This window comes from Psychrobacter sp. LFX-11D (assembly GCF_904846475.1).
Classification (GTDB): Bacteria; Pseudomonadota; Gammaproteobacteria; order Pseudomonadales; family Moraxellaceae; genus Psychrobacter; species Psychrobacter cryohalolentis.
In genome coordinates, this window is sequence record NZ_CAJHAV010000001.1 from 321373 (window position 1) to 344414 (window position 23042).

The 23042-nt window shown below is 43.9% G+C and carries 22 protein-coding genes; 7 read left to right on the plus strand and 15 right to left on the minus strand.

Going from position 1 to position 23042, the window contains the following annotated elements; translation table 11 throughout:
* Positions 1-2: 2 nt before the first annotated feature.
* Positions 3-425, minus strand: coding sequence for a hypothetical protein (locus JMX75_RS01390; RefSeq protein WP_011514742.1), 423 nt, complete (start codon positions 423-425; stop codon positions 3-5).
* On the opposite strand from JMX75_RS01390, the gene JMX75_RS01395 reads away from it, so the two are divergent.
* The 4 genes from JMX75_RS01395 (at position 424) to JMX75_RS01410 (ending at position 2644) form a co-directional block, all read left to right on the plus strand.
* A complete protein-coding gene (locus JMX75_RS01395; protein WP_020444528.1) occupies positions 424-564 on the plus strand; it encodes a hypothetical protein in 141 nt (46 codons plus the stop codon). The two genes, JMX75_RS01390 and JMX75_RS01395, sit on opposite strands and share 2 nt — an antisense overlap.
* 197 nt (positions 565-761) lie before the next feature.
* A complete protein-coding gene (gene hisB, locus JMX75_RS01400; RefSeq protein WP_011514741.1) occupies positions 762-1436 on the plus strand; it encodes an imidazoleglycerol-phosphate dehydratase HisB in 675 nt (224 codons plus the stop codon).
* Positions 1437-2081, plus strand: a complete 645-nt coding sequence (gene hisH / locus JMX75_RS01405) for an imidazole glycerol phosphate synthase subunit HisH (RefSeq protein ID WP_149409132.1) — start codon at positions 1437-1439, stop codon at positions 2079-2081.
* 170 nt (positions 2082-2251) lie between these two features.
* Positions 2252-2644 carry a hypothetical protein gene (locus tag JMX75_RS01410; RefSeq protein WP_201530654.1) on the plus strand — a complete coding sequence of 131 codons (393 nt, stop codon included), beginning with the start codon at positions 2252-2254 and terminating at the stop codon, positions 2642-2644.
* Between the two features lie 40 nt (positions 2645-2684).
* Here the strand turns inward: JMX75_RS01410 and JMX75_RS01415 are convergent, their stop codons facing one another.
* From JMX75_RS01415 to JMX75_RS01480, 14 genes are all read right to left on the minus strand, one after another.
* Positions 2685-4034, minus strand: coding sequence for a valine--pyruvate transaminase (locus JMX75_RS01415; RefSeq protein ID WP_201530655.1), 1350 nt, complete (start codon positions 4032-4034; stop codon positions 2685-2687).
* A 200-nt stretch (positions 4035-4234) separates the two neighbouring features.
* Positions 4235-6901: an ABC transporter permease gene (locus JMX75_RS01420; RefSeq protein ID WP_201530656.1), complete on the minus strand. Its 2667-nt coding sequence runs from the start codon at positions 6899-6901 to the stop codon at positions 4235-4237.
* Positions 6901-7590: an ABC transporter ATP-binding protein gene (locus JMX75_RS01425; RefSeq protein ID WP_149409137.1), complete on the minus strand. Its 690-nt coding sequence runs from the start codon at positions 7588-7590 to the stop codon at positions 6901-6903. Before JMX75_RS01425 ends, JMX75_RS01420 begins: the two co-directional genes overlap by 1 nt.
* Positions 7587-8399: an arylesterase gene (locus tag JMX75_RS01430; RefSeq protein WP_201530657.1), complete on the minus strand. Its 813-nt coding sequence runs from the start codon at positions 8397-8399 to the stop codon at positions 7587-7589. Before JMX75_RS01430 ends, JMX75_RS01425 begins: the two co-directional genes overlap by 4 nt.
* Positions 8400-8489: 90 nt before the next feature.
* Entirely contained in the window at positions 8490-9809 is a 1320-nt protein-coding gene (locus tag JMX75_RS01435) for an MFS transporter (protein ID WP_201530658.1), read from the minus strand.
* A 282-nt stretch (positions 9810-10091) separates the two neighbouring features.
* Positions 10092-10337: a (Na+)-NQR maturation NqrM gene (gene nqrM / locus JMX75_RS01440; RefSeq protein WP_011514732.1), complete on the minus strand. Its 246-nt coding sequence runs from the start codon at positions 10335-10337 to the stop codon at positions 10092-10094.
* Between the two features lie 150 nt (positions 10338-10487).
* A complete protein-coding gene (locus JMX75_RS01445) occupies positions 10488-11636 on the minus strand; it encodes an FAD:protein FMN transferase (protein WP_201530659.1) in 1149 nt (382 codons plus the stop codon).
* 298 nt (positions 11637-11934) lie between these two features.
* Positions 11935-12735, minus strand: coding sequence for an SDR family NAD(P)-dependent oxidoreductase (locus JMX75_RS01450; RefSeq protein ID WP_201530660.1), 801 nt, complete (start codon positions 12733-12735; stop codon positions 11935-11937).
* Positions 12736-12847: 112 nt separating this feature from the next.
* Positions 12848-14083: an NADH:ubiquinone reductase (Na(+)-transporting) subunit F gene (nqrF, locus tag JMX75_RS01455; protein ID WP_011514729.1), complete on the minus strand. Its 1236-nt coding sequence runs from the start codon at positions 14081-14083 to the stop codon at positions 12848-12850.
* Positions 14084-14206: 123 nt separating this feature from the next.
* Complete coding sequence (gene nqrE, locus JMX75_RS01460) at positions 14207-14815, minus strand: NADH:ubiquinone reductase (Na(+)-transporting) subunit E (protein ID WP_011281361.1); 609 nt, start codon at positions 14813-14815, stop codon at positions 14207-14209.
* Complete coding sequence (locus JMX75_RS01465; protein WP_011514728.1) at positions 14815-15486, minus strand: NADH:ubiquinone reductase (Na(+)-transporting) subunit D; 672 nt, start codon at positions 15484-15486, stop codon at positions 14815-14817. The genes nqrE and JMX75_RS01465 overlap by 1 nt, the downstream gene beginning before the upstream one ends.
* Position 15487: 1 nt before the next feature.
* The gene (locus JMX75_RS01470; RefSeq protein ID WP_201530661.1) at positions 15488-16420 is read right to left on the minus strand and encodes a Na(+)-translocating NADH-quinone reductase subunit C; all 933 of its coding nucleotides are present in this window, start codon (positions 16418-16420) and stop codon (positions 15488-15490) included.
* On the minus strand, positions 16401-17636 hold the full coding sequence (locus JMX75_RS01475) for an NADH:ubiquinone reductase (Na(+)-transporting) subunit B (protein ID WP_011514726.1): 1236 nt from the start codon (positions 17634-17636) through the stop codon (positions 16401-16403). Before JMX75_RS01475 ends, JMX75_RS01470 begins: the two co-directional genes overlap by 20 nt.
* A 5-nt stretch (positions 17637-17641) precedes the next feature.
* Positions 17642-18994 carry a Na(+)-translocating NADH-quinone reductase subunit A gene (locus JMX75_RS01480; protein ID WP_011514725.1) on the minus strand — a complete coding sequence of 451 codons (1353 nt, stop codon included), beginning with the start codon at positions 18992-18994 and terminating at the stop codon, positions 17642-17644.
* 933 nt (positions 18995-19927) lie between these two features.
* On the opposite strand from JMX75_RS01480, the gene hisA reads away from it, so the two are divergent.
* The 3 genes from hisA to JMX75_RS01495 all read left to right on the plus strand — a co-directional run bounded on the left by hisA (position 19928) and on the right by JMX75_RS01495 (position 22834).
* Complete coding sequence (gene hisA, locus JMX75_RS01485) at positions 19928-20668, plus strand: 1-(5-phosphoribosyl)-5-[(5-phosphoribosylamino)methylideneamino]imidazole-4-carboxamide isomerase (protein ID WP_011514724.1); 741 nt, start codon at positions 19928-19930, stop codon at positions 20666-20668.
* A 57-nt stretch (positions 20669-20725) separates the two neighbouring features.
* The gene (locus JMX75_RS01490) at positions 20726-22444 is read left to right on the plus strand and encodes a mechanosensitive ion channel family protein (protein ID WP_201530662.1); all 1719 of its coding nucleotides are present in this window, start codon (positions 20726-20728) and stop codon (positions 22442-22444) included.
* 84 nt (positions 22445-22528) lie between these two features.
* The gene (locus JMX75_RS01495; protein ID WP_201530663.1) at positions 22529-22834 is read left to right on the plus strand and encodes a hypothetical protein; all 306 of its coding nucleotides are present in this window, start codon (positions 22529-22531) and stop codon (positions 22832-22834) included.
* Positions 22835-23042: the final 208 nt, after the last annotated feature.

Consider the following 23042-nt stretch of genomic DNA (forward strand, 5'->3'; position numbering starts at 1 on the left):
AATTAATCCTTGACGCGTAGTAGCTCGTATTCAGTCATAATACGATGAATCTCGGCATCAACCGCAACAAATGCACGCACGCCTTTTTTGACTTCAGCATCATAAACCAGTTTGATAAACTTAGCATCAATCGCACGACCGCGATTTTGCAGATGTACGGTGAGATACTGCAAGCGTTTGGCATCGGTCTGCCCATCATCAAAGCAAGCAACTGCGGCGATAGGCTTGTCATTAAACATACCGACATACAGCGTTTGACCACGTTTAAAACCTTGCTCAATAATAGCCAATACGTCAGCACCATCAGGCTGGCTATCATCGGTGTCATAGAGCGCCTCTAAGCGCTCGGCTAATTCGTTTTCACGAGTAGGCTTTTTGATGAGTGGCGCATCCAAACTATTGATGGCAATGGCTTCTAAAGGCATGTTCAATTCCTATAATTTAATACAGCAAGGCATAATAGAATCAGCAAAGGTGACGATTGATAAAACTGAAGCTATTATTTTAGCAGAATACGAGAATTTTGTGCGTGGTTTACTGCTTGGTCATGGCAGTAAATGGTAGGGTTTGCTATGATGAAGATAGACAAGGTTCTGTGTGCATCAAGCCTCATATTTTGGCTTGTTGAACAGGCTTTTTGAATAAGCATTGAACTTATTTTTAGCCTGATTGTTTTATTATCTATTTTAGACGCTAGTAAGAATATATTGGGCATTTTTCGCCCTATTTTATTGACCGCTTTTCATTTATAGAGAGTAGCCATGACCGCCAATTTAACGACGACAGCCAATATACCCAATACAGCTGAGCAAGATCCTACGCAAAAACTAAATTTACATGGTCGCCCTGAACGTATCGCGACTGTTGAGCGTATTACTGCTGAGACCCAAGTGACCTGTACGGTCAATCTTGATGGTACAGGGCAAGGTACTGTGGACACTGGCGTCCCGTTTTTGGATCATATGATTGACCAAATCAAGCGTCACGGTTTGTTTGACTTAGACATCAAATGTACCGGTGATACTTTCATCGATGATCACCACAGTGTTGAAGATACAGGCATTACGCTTGGTCAAGCATTTAACAAAGCATTAGGTGATAAAAAAGGCATCCGTCGTTATGGGCATTTTTATGCGCCACTAGACGAAGCATTGACGCGAGCAGTGGTTGATTTATCCGGTCGTCCAGGTTTACATATGGATATTCCCTTTACGCGCTCGCATGTCGGCACTTTTGATGTCGATTTATTTAGCGAATTCTTCTACGGTTTTGTGAATCATTCGTGGATGACCGTGCATTTAGACAATCTAAAAGGCAAAAACAGTCATCATCAAATCGAATCTACCTTTAAAGCCTTTGCTCGTGCCCTGCGTATGGCGTGTGAATACGATGAACGTGCGCTAAATACATTGCCATCGACCAAAGAGGCGTTTTAGATGAGTCGTGCCACAAAAATTGCACTATTAGATTATGGTATGGGTAATTTGCACTCAGCCAGCAAAGCATTGTCAGCGGTCGGGGCAGAAGTTTCTATCACCAACGATCCAAAAGTCGTCGCGGCAGCAGATAAGATTTTCTTCCCGGGTGTTGGTGCTATGCGTGATTGTATCGCTGGAATGCATGCAGCAGGTATTGACGAGGTCATACGTCAGGCGATATTTAATAAGCCTGTTATGGCTATCTGTGTTGGCATGCAGGCGTTATTCGAGCAGTCTGCTGAAAATGGTGGCACGCCTTGTTTGAGCATCTTAGATGGCACGGTACCCGCTTTTGATCCAGCATGGAAAGATGAAAAAGGCGCACAAATAAAAGTACCACATATGGGCTGGAATACTATTAGTGGTATGGATTTTGAGCATCCATTGTGGAACGGTATCGAAGACAAGGCGCACTTTTACTTTGTACACAGCTATTACTGTGAGCCAGCAGATAGCTCGCAAGTGGCTGCCATTTGTGATTATGGTCAGCCGTTTTGTGCCAGTATCTTGCAAGATAATTTATTTGCCACCCAGTTCCATCCAGAAAAAAGCCATACCGCAGGTTTGCAGTTATTAAAGAATTTTGTAGACTGGGATATTTAAAAATAAGTATGACTTAGTTGCGCAGTCAGGTTGGCAAAGGCACAATCTGAGCGAGGAAGGAGCACAGTACTGCTTTGCTCTCGCGCAAAAGAGTTTGCATGGTCGCAAACTCTTTTTTATTCTTATTTTAAGCTTAATGACTTCCTACTCTCTTATATGTGGAATAAATAGTGGACTTTTATCTCTTTAAAAACGGCGTCGTGAGTGCCACAGGATTAGAAAAAGATGCCCTACATATCTATGTGGGCATCAGTGTTTATCTATTGAGCGTTATTTTGCTGCGTCCAATCTTCAAAAAATACAGTATCAGAGCGTTTATCGCTTTAATTATGGTGACCTGTATTGCTTTATTAGGCGAGTATTTGGATAACCGTCAGACCATTACCGAGCTAGGTCTCGCAGGGATAGAAAGCGCAGAGCTGATGGCAAGTATCCACGATATTATCAATACTTGTATGCTGTCGTATGTGCTTTATGGACTTACCATGTGGACGAAGATTTTTCAGTCAATCAATACAGTCAAACCTATGATCAAACGACAGAAAAAAACGGACTATTCATAAGTCCGTTTTTTTTACTATTTAACTATTTTTATCATTGAAGTTATGATGCTTTGTTATTTTTAGCTTCATCATACAACTCACGCACCACTTCACCAATCACTCTAATACCATCAGTTAGCGTCTGCTTGTCAGCCGCGATACTCATACGAATACACTCGTGCGCATGCTGATAATCGCTAACATCGACACCAGGGAAGAAGTACTCGCTTGGCACAATAAGGGTGCCTTTTTCTTTTAGGCGCTCGTACAGCTCAAGCGTACTAATCGGCAAGTCTTTAAACCACAACCATAAGAATATCGCACCCTCAGGCTTATGAATCACTAAAGGATAATCGCCCAATGCTTCTTTTAATAGCTTCACAGCGAGGTTCGCCTGCTTTTGATAAAAAGGTTTAATCTCATTATCCGATAATTGCTTGATACGGTCGTTTTCTACCAACGGCGTGGCAATCGCTGCGCCAAAACGTGTCGGTGCTAGGTTTACTACCGCATTCATTGCGCTAACAGCCGCAATGACTTTAGGAGCAGCGACGATAATCCCCGTACGCATACCGGGTAGACCAATCTTAGATAAACTAAAGCAGAGAATGGTATTGTCATCCCAAGTGAGATGAGCGTCTGAATAAATAATGTTAGGGAAAGGCATTCCGTAGGCATTATCGATAATCAGCGGTATCTCATAACGCTTGGCAATCTCAGCTAAATGCGCCATTTCGTCATCGGTCAGCACGTTGCCAGTAGGATTGGTCGGGCGTGAGCAGCAAATCGCGCCGATGCGACCTTCCTTTAATGCTGGCAAGTTCTCTAACGCTTCAAAGTCGACGCGATATTTAAAGAAACCTTCCTCGCCATCATGCGTCACTTCATCGATATGCGGTAGTACCGCTGCGAAATGCTGACCTTCGACATGCACGTCGCTATAGCCGATATACTCAGGGGTCAATGGCAGAAGAATCGATTTATCTACAGACTGGCTTTCTTTATCTTGACTGTTTTCATCAACGAAAGCGCCGCCGAATAGATTAAACAAATAGAAAAACGCGTTCTGTGAGCCGTTGGTCAGGGCGATATTTTCTGAGGTCAGATTCCAATCATAATGACGATTAAAGAAGCCAACCAAGGCGTCGATGAAGCCTGCATCACCTTGTGGGTTAGAGTAATTCGCCATGCTAATGATAGCGCTACTATTGGCCTCACCCGTATCATTGTCATTACCAAGGGCCTTATACGTCTCCAAAAACAACTCATTGACGGCATCAATTTTGGCAGGGTTACCACCGCCCAGCATGTTGACTGGCTGATCGCTTTTTAGCGCATCGCCCAGATCATCCATCAATTGTGAGATGCCAGTGGGCTGGGTAAATTTTTGACCGAACTTTGAGAATTTCATAAGGTTACCGTGCTGTTATAAAGGATTATAAGAGAATATAAAATGTCATACAGTGATATGGAATGTATTATTTAAAAAATAGGATAGCAAATAGCAAAATTTAAAGAGGTTAATACTAAACTAAAAAATAGGTTAGCTTAAGCTAAATAATGCTCAAGCTAACCTAAATTTTGAAAATGTTTACTAATAACAAGAAAATATTAAATCATCGCCCGTACTCGCGCCATAATGCCGCGCCCAATCACCAGTCTCACATAAATAATGGCAATGGCAAACAGCAATACGACTAACGCCATACTACCGATACTCAGGCTTGCCCATGGCACACTAAAGCGTAGATTAAACCATTGGGTGAGGGCAGCCCATGCGCCAACGCTGGCGATAATGATCGCAAATGTCGCCGCACTAATTCCCAATACCCCAAGCTCTAGTATGTTCAGCATATACAAGTCGCGTTTTTGCATCCCTAGTAGCCTAAATGAGGCGCTTTCTTGCAGACGGTCTTGTGAGGTGGATAATAACGAGCTAATCAATACCATAACCCCAGTCAGTAAGGCAAGTAGCGTAAAGACGTAGACCAAACGGCTCATTTGCACCACCAGCTCTTGGATTTGCTGAGCAATTGCGGTCCCGTCTATCGTCGTCACCGCAGGGAATTGTCGTACCATTTTCCCTTGCAGGTCTGGAATATCATCAGCGTTTACATGGGCGGTGGCAAATTGAATCTGCGGGGCAGCAGAGAGAACGGCTGGCTCAAATAAAAAGTAGAAATAAGGACTGGGACCTTGCTCGAAACGCGAGCGGATACTGGTAATCTGCCCGACGATTTCAATCCCTTGAATATTAAAACGTACCTCATCACCCATACCGACATTCAGTAAGCTAGCAGCAGTATCCAAAATAGATAAGGGCGCAACGGTTGACGCTGTGTCTTTATTTTCAGTGTTAATGGGTGCATACAGCTGATTGTCTGCTACAGCATTCGTAATAAATTCAGTGTCCATTACTGTATCTGCATAGCTGAGATTAAAGACACGTGCAGGGTCATCAAAGCCATCAGCAGGCTCGATATCCTGCACAGGTATATTATTGGCAGTCACTACTCGAGCACGAATAACAGGGTAGTAGCTCACTGGTGCGCCAATAATGCTATCAATCTCAGCATGCTGATCGCTCTGAATGTCTAACAAAAACAGATTGGGCGCATCTTCAGGATAAGCGTTAATAAATTGGGCGTTGATACTGTGATTGAGCGTTGTAATGAGAGTCAGTACCGCCACCGATAGTGCTAAGGTGACGAAAAATAATGCCGATTGGTTGCCTTTACGCGCAAGGTTATGAATCGCAATACGCTGCATCCAGCCGATTTTAGCGTTACTTGCAATACGTGCTAGTAACCACAGCCAGCCACGTGCCAATAGCCAAAATACGCTCACAAAGCCAATTAAACCAATTAATAACTGCGCGCCAAATAACCATCCGCCTACTTCATAAACAAAAAACACATATAGACCAGCCAGCATTAACCCATACCAAAGTAACGGCAAGCGTTTATACCAAGGCAGATGTTGCACAGCTGAGCTTGCACCTTGATTGAGCAAGGTAGCAGGTTTTGTGGTGTTCAATGTGCTCAAGCCGCGTTGGGCGATGAGTAGCGTGAGCACCAAGGCTATGACGGTGGTTTTGATGGCACTGATAGGATTAATAGCCAAGCTGACGTCAGCTGGTAAGATAGCCACAAGATAAGGCTGACCGACTTTGAGTAAGCCAAAGCTGACTAAAATTGCTGCGATACAAGCGATGATGGCAGTGATAATAAGGAGCTGATAGTAGCTGCGTTTTAGCGACTTAAGGGGCTCACCCAGTGCCAAACGTATCGCATTGCTCGACTGCTGCTTGGTCACAAATGCTGTGATGACGCCATACATAGCCACTGCGGACAATAACAATACGGCAATGACCAAAAGCTTTAAAAACATCAATACATTATCAGAGATACGCGATACCGAGGTGTCCGCAGATTCTGCATCAGAGAGCTCGATATCAGGATAATTGGTCAATATTTGCGTCAGTTTATCACGCTGAGTCGCCATCAATTCTGCATTACCTGCCAGCTCAATACGGTAATTAATACGGCTACGCTGTCCCAATAGATTGGTTGCCTCTAACGCCTGCTGTGGCATCAAAATACGACCACCGAAGCCAAAGGCGCTCAGTGGACGGTCAGGCTCTTTTGTCAGCACATCACTAATGATAAATTGCGCATCACCAATAGTGATTTGGTCACCAATATCAGCATTTAAACTTTTGAGCACTTCGGGGGCGACCACTATATTATTGGCTGTAAGCTGCTGCCATAATGGCTGTCCTGATGCCAGCTCGACGTCACCATATAATGGGTAGGATTGGGAAACCGCTTTTATGCTGGCAAGCAAAGTCTGCTCATCAGTGACGACCATCGCGCTAAACTGATAGTCAAAAACCGTTTGTGTATCGGCAAGGGTATCAATCTGCGTTAATACTTCGCTTGGCCAATCTTGCTTACTGTTTAATATTAAATCGCCACCGACCAAAGCGCGCTGATTGTCATTGATATAGGTGTCAACTGACTGCTGGATAGAGTCAAGTGTGAGGTAGGTCGCAAGTGACAGCGTCAAAGTCAGTAAAAATAATACTGGATATATCCAGCGCTGCCACCAGCTCCGACTAAGTGCTTGCGCGCCCAATCCTTGTAAGCCTAGTTTTTGTAAACCAAGGGTAGTCGTCAATAGCTGGCGTACGATACCGCCACTAGTGTCTGACTCTTTAGCCATGGTGGTATTAGTAATATCAGTCGATGAGGTGTCTTCTATATTCTTATTATCCATCAAGATATAATCCGCCCATCATGCATGGTAATAACGCGATCTGCCATGTCAGCAAGTGCTGAATCATGGGTGACCACCACCAGTGCCGAGCCAGTTTTCTGACGCAAATCCAGTAATAGCTGCATCACTTGATTGGCATTTTGTTCATCTAAATTACCGGTAGGCTCATCAGCAAAGACAATCTTTGGGCGTGATACCAATGCGCGTGCAACTGCTGTACGCTGCTGCTCGCCACCGGATAATTGGTTTGGCAAGCTATGACGCCTATGACCCAAATCAACCGCCTCAATCAATTCATCGACACGCGCCGCATCTGGACGACGGGCGATGTCTAATGGAAAAGCAATATTTTCAGCAACGGTTAACGTTGGTAGCAGATGAAAAGACTGAAAGACAAAACCCATATCACGCTGACGAATAACCGCTAAAGCATCTTCATTTAATCGGCTTAAGGTTTGACCTGCCAGCTCAACGTCGCCGCTATCAGGATAATCTAATGCCGCTAACAAACCCAGCAAAGTGGATTTGCCAGAGCCAGATTTACCCATGATCACCACAAACTCGCCAGCATTAACGTGAATGTTGACGTCTTTAATAATAGATAGAGACTGGTCACCAACGTGTACGGTTTTATTTAGCTTAGTGGCAGTGAGCAGCGCTGCTTGCGAAGTAGGTAATGCTAATGTCATTGTGCTGTCTCAGTAGGCGTATTGGTCACATTTGACGGATTTATTTTTTTAAGCTCAGGCTGTAATATCGGCAAGATATTGTTATTAACGATCAGCGTATAACCTTCTTTGGTCGGATGAATGGCATCGGCTTGATTGAGCTTAGGGTCGCCACCTACACCGTCTAAAAAGAACGGAATAAGCGTTACGTTCATGTCTTTCGCCACTCTTGGATATATCGCTGCAAAGGATTTTACATAATCAGAACCAAGGTTGTCATAGATCTGCATACCACCTAGGATGACCACGCTATCATTGTCTTGTAAGCGCTTTACGGCAGTACGAATATTGGCTTCAACCGTCGCGACATCAATACCACGAATAGCATCATTGGCACCAATGGTCAAAATAGTGATATCAGGTTTGGTCTGTAATACCCAATCCAATCGATTGACCAAGCCTGTACTGGTCTCGCCACTCAATCCTGAATTAATCACTTTAAGGTCTTTATAACCCAGTTCCTGCAAGCGTGTTTGTAGCTGAGCGGGATAATTGGCATTATTATCCACCCCAAGCCCTTCTGTTAACGAGTCACCTAATGCCAATATGGTCAAAGGCGCTTGTTGTTCAGCAGGGTTCGTTGTAGATGTGGTTTGAGGCAGTTGGGTATCGGAGGTTTGACTGGTATTTTTATTGCTGTTTTGAGTGCCAGTATCCGTCTGAGCTTCATTAGCATCAGGCGTTTTTTGGCAACCACTGATGGCGATTGTTATCGTTAGTGCTACAACCGTGAGCAAGCGCTGCGGTAAGCGGAAAGGTCTGTTTATCATAATTCTGCTGTCCTATAGGCAATAGAGCCAGTCTAGCAGAATCAGATAAACAGCAATATGGTGCAAAAGTTAATCGATTAATGATAAAAACTAAACCTTCTTCCCATCGACCATCACCGGACGGCTGACCAGCCACGCAAATCCTACGTTTACCACCATCAATATCAGCATAATAAGTAAGGGTAAATCCCAGCTATCCGTTGCTTCATGTAACCAACCAGTCCCCAATGGACCAAAAAACGCAATCAAATAACCGACCGCTTGCGCCATACCCGACAGCTCACTTGATTGATTGGCGGTATAAGTACGCATCGAAAACAGCATCATACTTAAGGTAAAAATCGCTGAACAACCAATGCCCATCAGCGCCGACCACAACCACGCCAAATCAGCAGATAAATAGCTGACACCTAAGATACCAATCACATTTAAAACCGCTGCAAGTACCGCCAGTGCCTGAATAGGTCGTCCACGATTGACCAGCCACGTTAAGCTTAAAATTGCCACAGGCGCCATAAACTGGAATACCGAGTTCATCTGTCCCGCACTTACTGCTGACAAGCCTTTACTGAGCCAAATCGACGGTAAAAAACTGGCAGCTGTATAAAAAATCAGCGATTGTAAACCCATGAATATGGCAATTTGCCAAGCAAAGGGTGTGCGCCACATAGAGATGGGCGATGGGGCTTGAACGCCTTCAGCAAGCGGTACTACGGGCTGATGGTTTGAAGAACCCAAACGCAGTCGTAGCAGCACCCAAATCACTAAGGCAAAGACGCCCAAAATCGACCAACCACCAAGCGCCCATTGCCAGCCTACTTGCTCAGATAATGGCAAGACCACGCCCGCGACAATCCCTGCCGACACGGTCATAGTGAGACTGAATAATCCAGTAACTAAAGGAATATGATTGGGTGTACGTTGCTTGATAACAGGCGCCGCAAGGGTATTGGCAAAACCAATCGCTAACGTCAGCAGTAATGTGCCGCCCAAAAAACCCATCCAAGTCGGAATAAGGCTGCGAATAATCATACCTATTGTTAGGAGGCTAATCATCGCAATTAAAGTGTTTTCAAGCCCAAACCGCTTACCAATCGCTGGCGAAATAAAAGCCCCAAGTGCAAAAGTCAGCATCGGCACCGCGCCAAGCCAGCCAATTTGGGTTTCGGAGATATTGAGCGCTCCTTGAACCACCGGTGCTATAGAACCTAGTGCCACAATCGGCGAGCGCATATTGGTCGCCAATAGAATCATGGCACATAGCACCAGCCAAAACGTAAAGCGCGAAGAGGGTAGCTGAAACGGCAAAGGCTTATCCGTTTGAGACTGTAAAGGCAAATCATTTTGCACATTAGGAGAGGTAGACATGGCAGCACGACTATTATTAGAATAAGAAAAAGGACACGTCATTAAACAGCGCCGAAGAGTCGTCGCTTGCAAAATAACACCGAAAAATCTCACAAAGAAGATGAGTGAGACGAAAAAATAGAATATCGAAATATTGGCAGAAAGCAATTCATATGAACTTGCTACCTTAACAGGTAAGGCAATATGAATATCTATAAGTAGTGATGTAGAACAATAACGCTGCGCCATAAAAAATAGCGCCAGCCCTTTTTTTATAAGGTCTGGCGCTATTATAAGAACAAATGACGGCTAAATACTACCAGCGTATGGTAACAAACCGACTATTTATACTGATTTGCCCAATTGAGCCGCTTTTAAAGCGTTTTCTTGTTGTTCGGCGATTAGAGAATCGCATTTATTAGGATCATCACCGCAGTACGAGCATTTCTCATTGCCCATCAATTTGGCAACACCGCCACAAGACCCTCTAAGCGGCTTTTTATTGACCATATAACCGATACCCATAAAGATAAAAAACAGCATGAATACGGTAAAGGTGATAGCAAGCATGGGAAGCAGTTGGCTAAGCATAGAGGAGACCTCGCGTTAAAAGTAGGACGGTTATCTGTGTGATAACCTCTTAATAGTATAGCAAAAATTCATCTTGTCCGTTTGAGCTTCTCAGCTTAGTAAAATAATTTAAGAAAGATACCGAATTAGCTTCTATTAGTGTTTTTAGATTTAGCTGGACTTTTTATCAGCACGTAATACTTGCATAGCAGGTGTTTGCACCACTTGCCAATCATCAATGCTGTCCGCAGCTGCTTCTATGCTCACACCATTTGCCAACACGACAAACAATGCCGCTATGTTTTGCTCCTTGGCGACGCTCAAAGCTTTTTTGTAAGGCATAGCAGTTAAGGCGGTTGCCCAAGCATCAGCCAGCGCGACGGTGTCTGCCGCGACGGTTACCGATGGCGCACCACCTACAATCGGCTCACCTGTGGTCGGGTCAATGGTATGACTGTAGTGCTTACCATCAAAGACGACTGAGTTGCGATAGTTGCCAGAGGTCGCCAGATGCATCGTGTTGCCATTATTTATCGGTTGGCGAATCACTGCCATAGTTTGACGCTCGCTGACGGTACTACCTTCAATTGGTGCATCTAGCGCAATTTGCCAAGGTTGTTGTTGCGCACTGACACCAGAGGTTGCCACCTCACCACCAATCTCAACCATATAATTGCGAATTTGATAATTGTTTTTTAGCACATCAGCGATGACATCGACACCATAGCCTTTAGCCACTGCTGAAAAATCAAGCCCAATGCCATCTTTGGCTTTATAGATAGTCTTATCTTTTTGAATGATACTTTCAAAGTCGACCAAGGCTTTGGCTTGCGCAATCTCAAGCGCCGTCGGTGGACTTTGCAAACGCTCAACGGTCATCGTGCTACCAAAGCCCCAAGTGTCTATCAATGGCATCACTGTAGGATCAAAGGCACCACCCGATAGCTCATAAACTTGTCTTGAAGCTACCAACACATGATTAAAATCTTCATCGATGGTAATAGGCTCATCTTTGCCTAGTTGATTAAATTTAGAGATGGTAGAGTCCGCTTGATAAGTGGACATACTGTCATTGATATCTTGCAGGCGCTTATCGATGGCTGCTTGTATGGCCGCTTCATCAGCGCCCTTAGGCAACTGATAGCTAATATGATAGCTGGTGCCCATGGTCTCACCGCTCAGATTATTATAATCGGTCTTTTGCTGGCAAGCGCTCATCCCTAGTGCAGTGCTTATAGCGATAATAGGTAGTAGGGCGGTATTCATCGATTTGACAGAAAATGAGAGTGGTATTGATTTTTGTATGCTTGGGTTTTTCATATGAGTCATCACAACTTGATATAGCGAAGGGATAAATGAGGCGTTAGCTATTAAGTAAGCTAAGCGTTGCCTATTTTACACCCCTTGTCACCCATAACGCCAATTGTCGGCTTAAAACATTTTCAGACATTGATTGCTATGTAATATATATAGCTAAAATACTTAAAAAAGCTACGGTAGGGCTGGTATGAATTTTTTGCGGTCTATGTAGGCATAGCAAGCAAGAAAAATTAATACCAGCCGTACATGATGTAGCGATATCACATGTCACTAACTATAGTTATTTAACATGCTAGATTTATTTGACTTGCGACTCACGAATGAGCTTATAAAGTTTTGGCGGTGATAGGCGATTAACCTTGGTGGCGAGCTTTTCTTTACGACCAGCAACGATAATATACTCTTCCCCTTTGGTAAGGGCTTTGACGACTTGTTTGGCAAAGCTAGTCGCCGTCAGACCTTTATTGGTTGCCGCATCCATCGTCCCTTGTGCACTACCATCACCAGTCAAGGCATTAATAGAGATATTGGTTTGAATAAATCCTGGGAATATCGTTGCTACTTCTATTCCTTGTTCGTGCAGTTCAGCACGCAGACTGTTCGCCCACATATGAATAGCCGCTTTGGCAGCACCATAAGCACCGCGATATTGTGTACCGAGTAACCCTGCAACACTTGATATCATCACTATTTTGCCGCCACCTTGTTCGAGCATATCTGGCAATACCAATCTGCTCAGACGCGTCTGCGCAAAGTAATCTATCTCCATAATTTGTCGCTCGACGTCTTCAGTGGTATCCATGATAAGCGCGCGTTGACTGATACCTGCATTATTAATCAGCCAATCGATTTTTCCTGCTTGAGTTTTAGCGGTAGCGTATGCTTCTTTCACTTGCTCAACATCGGTTATATCAAAAGGGATAACGATATGTTTTTTACTATTTTTACAGCGGCTTTTTACCAGTGCTAGTTTCTCTTTATCACGTCCACTTAGAATAATACGAGCGCCGCGTTTGGCAAAGGCGATGGTTAATGCTTCGCCGATACCGCTTGATGCGCCTGTTATCCAAATGGTCAAATCTTTATAGTTGGTTTTCATAGGAATCCTTTCCGTTTCGCCCATAAAAAAAGAGCCTCAATTGAGACTCTTAATTTAGCATATATTATTCTGTTAATTGTGGTTGCTTAACGATTAAGCTTAACCATCCCAATTAACCACCAAAGTCATCAAGCATGATATTTTCATCTTCAACACCCATGCTGTGCAGCATATCGATGACCGCCGCATTCATCATCGGTGGCCCACACATATAGTATTCACAATCTTCTGGATTTGGATGGTCTTTGAGATATTCCTCTAACAAGACATTATGGATAAAGCCTGTATAGCCATCCCAATTATCTTCTGGTAATGGATCAGACAATGCCACATGCCATTCAAAGTTAGCAAACTCTTCTTCTAGCTGATCATAATCTTCAACGTAGAACATCTCACGAATAGAACGCGCGCCATACCAGAAACTAATCTTACGATCAGAGTTGAGGCGTTTGAGCTGATCGAAAATGTGTGAGCGCATCGGTGCCATACCAGCACCACCACCGACAAATATCATCTCGGCTTCGGTCTTTTTGGCGAAGAACTCACCATAAGGACCAGATACTGTGACTTTATCGCCAGGTTTTAGGCTAAAGGTCCAAGAAGACATTTTGCCCGGTGGAATACCATCAGGACCGCGCGGCGGTGGACTGGCGATACGAATGTTAAATTTGATTAAACCTTTTTCATCCGGATAGTTAGCCATCGAGTAAGCTCGGATAACAGGCTCATCAACTTTTGAGACGTATTTAAAGATGCCAAAGTTATTCCAATCGTCTTGATACTCTTCAGCAATATCAAAGTCTTTATAATGCACTTCATGCGGTGGCGCTTCTAATTGTACATAACCACCAGCGCGGAAGTTCACTTCTTCACCATCTGGAATCTTCAGCACCAATTCTTTAATAAAGGTTGCAACGTTATCATTAGAAATAACTTCACATTCCCACTTTTGCACATCAAAGAATTCAGGATCAATCTCGATTTTCATGTCTTGCTTAACGGCTACCTGACAGGCAAGACGCATATGATTGCGAATCTCACCTTGGGTAAAGTAACCTTCTTCAGTAGGCAGAATAGATCCGCCTCCTTCAATCACGCGGCAACGACACTGGGCACAAGTACCACCGCCACCACAAGCTGAAGATAAGAAAATACCTTCGCTTGCCAATGTTTGTAGCAGTTTGCCGCCTGCAGGTGTTACAACGTCATTCTCGGGATTATCATTAATATGGATAGTAACATCGCCTGAACTGACCAGTCGTGAGCGCGCTGCCAAAATAATGGCAACGAGACCCATGATGATCAAGGTAAACATAGCAACGCCACCAATCGCCGTAGCGTAATCCATGGTAGGTATCCTTAATCTATGGAGTAGGGGAGCGAAAAGACGTCATTGCGTTTTCTCTGAACCCCTACCGAATAAATGAATTAAATAGGTCAAATCGCTAAACAAGCTTTTAAGCTCAGCGGTTTAAATTGACATACCGCCAAACGACATAAAGCCAAGTGACATCAGACCAACCGTGATAAAAGTAATACCAAGACCGCGCAGTGGCGCTGGAATGTCTGAGTATTTCAATTTTTCACGAATACCTGCCAATGCGGTAATCGCCAGTGCCCAACCAAAGCCTGCACCGACACCGTACACCACTGATTCACCAAAATTATAGTCACGTTCTACCATGAACAGTACGCCACCTAAGATGGCACAGTTAACGGTAATAAGTGGCAAAAATACACCAAGAGCGTTATACAGACTTGGGACGAACTTATCTAAGAACATCTCTAGAATCTGTACGGTGGCAGCAATCAAACCAATATAACTGAGTAAGCCTAAGAAGCTTAAGTCGATATCAGGGAAACCTGCCCATGCCAATGCACCATCTTTTAGGATGAACTGGAACAGTAGGTTATTTAGCGGTACGGTAATGGCCATCACGACAACGACTGCTACCCCAAGACCGATAGCGGTTGAAACCTTTTTTGATACCGCTAAAAAGGTACACATGCCTAAGAAGTAGGCCAGCGCCATATTCTCGATAAAGACCGAGGTTATAAATAAACTGACATAATGTCCCATTAGTGACCGCCCCCTTGAGCCATGCCTTTAGATTGCGGCTTCATTACAAATTCAGCGTCTTCGACCTGATCAGGTTTCCATGTACGGATAATCACGATAAACAGGGCGATAATGAAGAATGCTGACGGTGGTAGTAGCAATAAACCATTTGGTACATACCAGCCACCGTCGGTCGCAGTTTGTAAAATGGTGATACCAAACCAGCTGCCTGCACCCAAGATTTCACGAATACTGGCGACAAATAATAATACGGCTGAATAACCCAAACCGTTACCGATACCATCCAAGAAACTTGGAATAGGCGGATTGCTCATGGCAAATGCTTCAGCACGTCCCATGACGATACAGTTGGTGATAATCAAACCAACAAATACCGACAAGCCTTTACTCACATCATAAGCGACCGCTTTTAGTATCTGATCGACCAAGATAACCAATGAAGCAATAATCGTCATCTGCACGATAATACGAATGCTCGATGGGATTTGCTTACGGATAATAGAGATAAAAAAGCTTGAAAATGCTGTGACCAAGGTCAATGCCACGCTCATCACCAGTGCATTTGCTACACTGGTCGTTACCGCCAATGCCGAACAGATACCTAATATCTGTAGAGCAATAGGGTTATTGTCAAAAATGGGCGAGGTTAAAATACTTTTTGTATCAGCCATGTTATGCCTCCTTGCCGTGTGCTGCTGGTATTACTGCTACCAGTTCGGTTACAGAATGCGCCTGCTGTTGATGTAAGTGTTGACCCAGTTTTTTATACGGGCTTTGACTTGCTTTTACTTCAGCGTCTACCAGTGTTTTACCACTCTCTTTACGCAGCTGATCTAAGTACGGCTTATAGCCTTGCTCACCCAACCAAAACTGAATCATGTTACTGACGCCGCGACTGGTCAAAGTTGCACCACTAATACCGTCAACCCAGTTCTCTTTTGGATTACCAGCTTTGGTCACGCCAGTAGCAACGGCACCTTTGTCATCATAAGAGTTAATACCACTCCACATCGCACGCCATTCTGGCTCTTCGATACGAGCGCCTAGACCTGGAGTTTCTTTATGGTCATAGAAACTGATACCTTTGATGGTATTCATGTCGCTTTCAAGGGTTAAGAAACCATAGATAGTACCCCAAAGACCGTAGCCTTGGATCGGTAGTACCACTATTTCAGGTTGTCCAGCGTCATCATTTTTGACATAAACTTTGGCATATTTAGGCTTACGACCGATACCGGCAGGATCATTACCACCCAAATCTTCACTCAGTGCTTTATTTTTAGTTGCTTGGCTGGCGTCATAAGCATTACGGTCAGGGATGCCAGCAGCGGTCAGCGCGTCATCATCAAGGTAGTTGCCTTTATTTAGGTCAACGATTTTTACCTCAAAATCTTTAAAGCGCTCCGCCACATCTTCATTGGTATCATACGCAGGGTCAAACATACCCGCGGCAACCAAGATGTTTTTATTACGGTCTAAGCGCGCGTTTTCTACTTGCGCAGGCTTTAGACCCACAGCCGCAGCTGAGACCAATACCGAACACACCAAGCATAGCGTCAACGCCACACTGATGGTTTTTGCGTTATTACTTTTGGGCTTGGACATAGCGAACCCTCCGAGCAGTTTGGCGTTTGATATTTGCTTGAGTGACAAAATAGTCAAACAGTGGCGCAAATAAGTTAGCAAATAAAATGGCTAGCATGATGCCTTCTGGGAAAGCTGGATTAATGACACGAATCAATACGGTCATAAAACCAATCAAGATACCGTAAGCCCAGCGCCCTTTATTGGTATGCGCAGCAGATACTGGATCAGTTGCCATAAACACGGCACCAAAAGCAAAACCACCGATCACTAAGTGCCAGTAAAACGGCAAGCTCATCATCATATTGTCTTCAGAGCCAATCATATTAAACACAAGAGATGTGGCAATCAGACCCACCACACAACCTGCCATGATGCGCCATGATGCAATGCGCGTCCAAAGTAGGACAGCAGCACCCATTAAGATAGCTAGCGTCGATACTTCACCGATACTGCCTTGCATGTTGCCTAAGAATGCATCACTCCACGTGATGGCATTGCCATAAACATCGACAAAATCTTGTGGAACGACGCCGAGCGCAGCAAGACCAAGTGGCGTTGCACCTGAGAAACCATCAACGGCAGTCCATACTGAGTCGCCTGACATATAAGCCGGATAAGCAAAGTATAAGAACGCACGACCCGATAGGGCAGGGTTAAGGAAGTTTTTACCTGTACCACCGAATACCTCTTTTGCCACGACAACACCAAAGATAATACCTAAGGCAACTTGCCATAATGGGATATCGGGTGGCAGACATAATGCAAACAGTACAGAGGTAACAAAGAAGCCTTCGTTGACTTCATGACCACGGACGACGGCGAAGATAATCTCACAGAGAATACCAACCCCAAAGGTCACAAGATAAATCGGTAAGAACTGCATAGCACCGTAGACGAAGCTTGCCCAGATACTGTCTGGATTATAGCCTGCCATACTGGTGATAATGGTGCGCCAGCCTTCAGGCTGTAAGCCGAGGGTTGCAATCGCAGTCAATGCTTGATGACCGATATTGTACATACCCCAAAACATCGCTGGGAAGGTACATAACCAGACGGTAATCATAATACGCTTAAGGTCAATACCGTCGCGTACATGTGATGAGGCGTATGTCGTTGAGCTTGGTTGACGCAAAAAAGTATCAAACATCTCAAAGATGGCATAGTATTTTGTGTGTTTGCCACCCTTGGTGAAAGACGGCTCCATACGATCGAACATATTGTGTAAAAATTTCATCGTGGTTAGCCCTCCAGCTCAATGCGCGTTAAGTTATCACGCAAAATATCGCCGAATTCATATTTGCCAGGAGATACGAAGGTGCATAATGCTAAATCTTCTTCGTCCAATTCAAGTACACCCAAATCTACAGCCGTGATAATGTCTTCGACAATCAAAGCACGCAATAGCTGGGTTGGCAGATAGTCTTGTGGCATGACTTCTTCATAGACACCGATTGGCACCATCGCTCTAGGTGAGCCATTGCTCGTGGTAGTGAAGTTATATTTTTTGCCACCAAAAAACTGCGAAATATAGATAGGCAGTTTAGAGAAGCGGTTGGCGCCTGGCGTAAAGAAGTGGAACGCTGGACGCTCACGACCTTCTGCTAGCACACTGACTTGATTATCAAAGCGACCAAGATAGGCAATATTGCCAAATACTTGACGCCCAGACAGCACTGAACCTGAAATCACACGGTTCTCGCCAGCTGTCAAATTACCTTTGGTCAAGGCAGCAATATCCGCACCGCGTTCAGTGGCGATAATATGAGGATTGCTAACAGCAGGACCAGCTAAGCTCAACAGACGACGCGTATATAAACGCCCGCTAGTAAATAGCTTGCCAATCGCAATCACATCTTGATAACCAATCGTCCAAACGCTTGTACCACGCATGATAGGGTGCAAGAAATGAATGTGCGTGCCTGCAAGACCAGCAGGATGTTTGCCCGCAAAGCTATGATACTCAGTGACATTATTAGCTGCAGTTTTTGCAACTGGCGTCAACTGACTATTGCCATGATGGCAGACAAAGGTCTTGGGGCTGAGTGTTGACAAGACAGCAAGACCATCATTGAACGCCTGCAGTTGCTCGTTAATCAGCAGCATCGGGTCAAATGCCAATGGATTGGTATCCATGGCTGTGACGAAAATAGCGTGAGGACGAGCACCGATTTCAGGAGCACGGCTAAAGGGGCGCGTACGGAACGCCGTCCATTCACCAGAGGCAAGCAGTTGGGTTTCAACGACTTCAGAATCTAGGTCAGCAAGTTGCTGGGAGTCATAGCGCTGAAATTCTACTTCCGCACCATTTGGGTCGACCGCAATTACAAGACTTTCAAACACACGACGTTCACCGCGTTTAATGGCGATGACTTTACCAGCAGCAGGCGCAGTGTAGATAACGCCAGCCCGTTTTTTGTCTTCAAAAACGGGTTGACCTTTTGCTACGATATCGCCTTCTTTGACATTCATCGTCGGCTTCATACCAACGTAATCATAGCCAATAAGTGCCACATGGGCGGGTCTGTGCTCAGATATCTCGCGGGAGGGTTCACCAGTGATGGGTAAATCCAAACCTTTCTTGATGGTAATCATAAGCGAAAACTTAGTCCATAGTCTAAAACGATACCAGACGTCCTGTGTGGTATATCGGCAGCATGAATGGTAACGCCATCACTAAAATAACCAAATCATATCTTATAAAAAGACAGTGATAAGGTTTTTAATAATGACACTTCATGACTACTAGTAAGAGTATTAACGCTGACCTTAGACTCCTTAACAACACGTTAATGTCTTATTCGAATGACCAAAGTGGCGACTGGCTACCAAGGTGTATACTAAAACACTGCAATCTAATTCTCATCTCTTAAAGAAATGGTGTTAGACAAAATACGGTTTTACCATACGATTTATTAAAATCTTAAAATCCATACTATTTGTGAGATTTAAGCAGCACCACCCATTTGCTTAAATACAAATGAGAGATAAATGACTTATGATACTGAGTAGAAGCTATCTAAGCGCTATTGAATAACCTATGATTATAGGGTAAATATTAGGACTGAGTAACAGCCGTTGCTAAGCGAAACGTTTAATAGCGTATCAATACCGCATTATCATCTATCTTGCAATGATCGAAACCATCTATAGGTAGCAGACGATCTGGCTTTATCGCACAAATACAAATTTACCTAGGATTATACGCTAAACTGACCTAAAATTGCCAGTTGGTAATCGAATTTACCCAATGTTGCTAGTAATCCTTTGTGCTAAAACTTATGGTTATGACTGTCTGTTTTCTGCTGCAATAGAGAGAAAACTTTAGTTGATTTTATGACTAGAGTACTTACATCATTTTTAAATCACTATCATGCTTATACATCTTTGGTAGTGAATTGACTTTATCGTGACCCGTTTAAATTGGCAGTTCTAGACATTTTATATTAAGTTTGTGTTTAAATAGCTCTTATAAGCTAACCTACCTCCAAGTTTTGATTATTAATATCGTTTTATAAGGAATCCTATATGTGCGCTGTCCCTGTGATTATCCCTGCTATCGATCTCAAAGATGGTAAGTGTGTGCGCTTAAAACAAGGTCGTATGGAAGATGATACGGTATTTTCTGATGACCCTGTGGCGATGGCGGCACGTTGGGTAAAAGAAGGCGCGCGCCGTCTGCATTTGGTCGATCTAAATGGCGCATTTGATGGGATTCCAGTGCATAAGCAAGTGGTGCATGACATTGCAAAAGCTTTTCCTAAACTGCCAATTCAATTGGGTGGCGGTGTGCGCAATATGCAAACCATTGAGCAGTATATTACTGCTGGTCTGACCTATATTATTATTGGTACCAAAGCGGTTGAAGATCCGGATTTTGTTGCTGAGGCGTGCCGTGAGTTTGCTGGACACATTATCGTTGGTATCGATGCCAAAGATGGTATGGTCGCAACCCATGGTTGGGCAAACGTGACTGACACCAAAGCCACAGAGCTTGCCAAACGTTTTGCTGATGTTGGCGTGTCGTCTATCGTCTATACTGATATCGCCCGTGATGGCATGATGCAAGGCGTTAATGTCGAGCAAACCGTTAATTTAGCACGTGAAGGTGGCTTACCAGTGATTGCATCAGGCGGCGTCACCGATATGAAAGATATTGAGTTGTTAAAACCTTATGGTGATTGCATTGAAGGTATCATTACTGGTCGTGCTATTTATGAGGGCACGTTAGATTTGGGCGAGGCACAACTTTATTTGGACGGTAAATAATATTTGAAAAATACGCTTATCAGATTTTGAATAGATAAGGCGTAATCAAGGATGCTTATGGCCACTTATTTTGACTGCATTACATCACGCAAGTGCCAAAAAATGTGGAGTCAATGGCTGTTGCCATTAAGCATCCTATTAAGTTTACCAGCTTATGCCGCTCAAGAAAGCGAAACTGTTAATCCTATTGTATTAGACAGTAATGCTGCCAAGCCTGCGCTTGATAGCAACGCATTACCTAATGCAGCTAATGACATTAATACTACCCCTCTTCCTAGTAATATTCCTGAAAGCACCAATTTGCCGGCTCAAGCGCCAGCTGTACCACCTCCGTTGATACCTATTTTAATTGAACCTGCACCTCCTATCGATGGCGAGAGCAGTAATAACACTCAAATCGAAACCGCTCAAACTGTGCAACATGATAATGACATCCGCCAACGTATCAGTGGGATATTCTCAGAAATTGAAGGCTTGCAAGCAATTAATGTTGGTGTCACTCAAGGCGTTGTTACTCTAACCGGTGAAACACCCAACGAGAAAAAAGCCCAACAAGCCATTAATCTTACCAATCGTTTGACAGATGTTGTCACAGTCGAAGATAAGATTAACCGAACGCTTGATGTTCAGGATAATGTCACGACGGTTTATCAAAGCATCAAAGCTCAAGCCAAAAACCTTATCAAAGCTGTGCCGTTGTTATTGGTCGGGATTATTTTATTTGCTTTAGTAACTTGGTTTGGTAGTTGGTTGTCCAATCGGCAAAAAATGTGGCAGCGCTTAACGCCCAATCCTTTTGTCGCAGAATTATTGTCGCAGACCGTCAAAGTCATCTTTATCATTTTGGGGCTTATATTAGCACTAAGCTTGATTGGCGCGGAGACGATTTTGGGAACGCTACTTGGCGGCGCTGGGGTCATCGGTATTGCCGTTGGTTTCGCGGTTAAGGATACTATTGAAAATTATATTGCCTCTTTAATGCTCAGTATTCGCCAGCCATTTCGCGCCCGCGATCATATTTTGATTAATGCTCAAGAGGGAATAGTGGTGCGCTTGACGTCGCGCGCGACTATTTTAATGACGTTAGATGGCAATCAATTACGTATTCCCAATGCCGAAGTCTTTAAAGCCACGATTTTAAATTACACCAAAAATCCTGAGCGCCGCTTTACCTTTGAATTAGGCGTTGATGCCAATGACGATCCGCTTGCTGCCATCAAAGTGGGTATCGATGCGATTGCTCAATTGGGTTTTGCCTTAGATAAGCCAAAAGTCACCGCGATTATCAAGGAAGTAGGCGACTCAAACATTATTTTGCAGTTCCAAGTATGGGTCAATCAATCAGAAGCTGATTTTTCCAAAGCCCGCAGTATAGCTATTCGCGAGACCAAGCATGCTTTAGAGGATAAAGGCTTTAGCTTACCTGAGCCCATTTATCAGTTACGCTTTAACCATAAACTAGAACAAGCGTTTGAGTATTTCCAAAGCAGTCGAAATGGTGATAAGTCTCAAGAGGACATAACAGTAACGCCCATCATCGTTAAACCCACTAACGATTCTAAAATAGCTAATGACGCTCAAGCGGCTGAAACTACGATTGAAGATAAAGAGAAGCAACAAGCGAAGGCGCGGGCGAAGCATATCTTGCAAGGTCGGAATGCCGATCAAGTGCTTGATGCGCGCCCTGACGAAAAGCTAATGGAAAAGGTTGAGCAGGAAATTGCCGAAAATTCAGATGAAACTGATTTATTAAGTAATAGTAGCCCGCAAGAATAGTGCTGAATACCAACTATAAAAATCGGCATAGAAAATGCAGCGAAATGTTTATCTACATTTTATCGAACTAGACGAGACATTTTTATGCAAATGAAACATCTGATTATATTCGCGGTCGTTGGTATGGTTGTGTTATTGGGTTTTAATGTCATGAATGGCAGTCAACGTGAACAAAACCGAGAAGTTATAGCAGCGAGTAGTGAGGCAGCTGTATCTGAAAATAATGGTTCTGATACGAGAAATGCTAATGACAGCCATACATCAGATATCGCAAGCAAGCCCTTAGGTCAGCAGCCGAAAGCCATTCTAGATGATGCTACTACCAAGATCGATCAGGCACAGCAAGCAGATGCTGCGCGCTTAGAGCAAATGAGTCCTGCGGAGCAGTGATAGATCTGTTATTAGAAAACTGAAGACACAAAAAAGGCTAACGATAACGTTAGCCTTTTTTAATACTTATGTCCCGTCCTAAAATAAGTTTACGAAAAAGGAGCTTATTCATGGACAAGTTAGACACTGTAAAGGTTAAGCGCACTCAAAAAGATTATACTTTAGGCTTTAAATTAGCCGTCGTTGACAGTATAGAAAAAGGCGACAT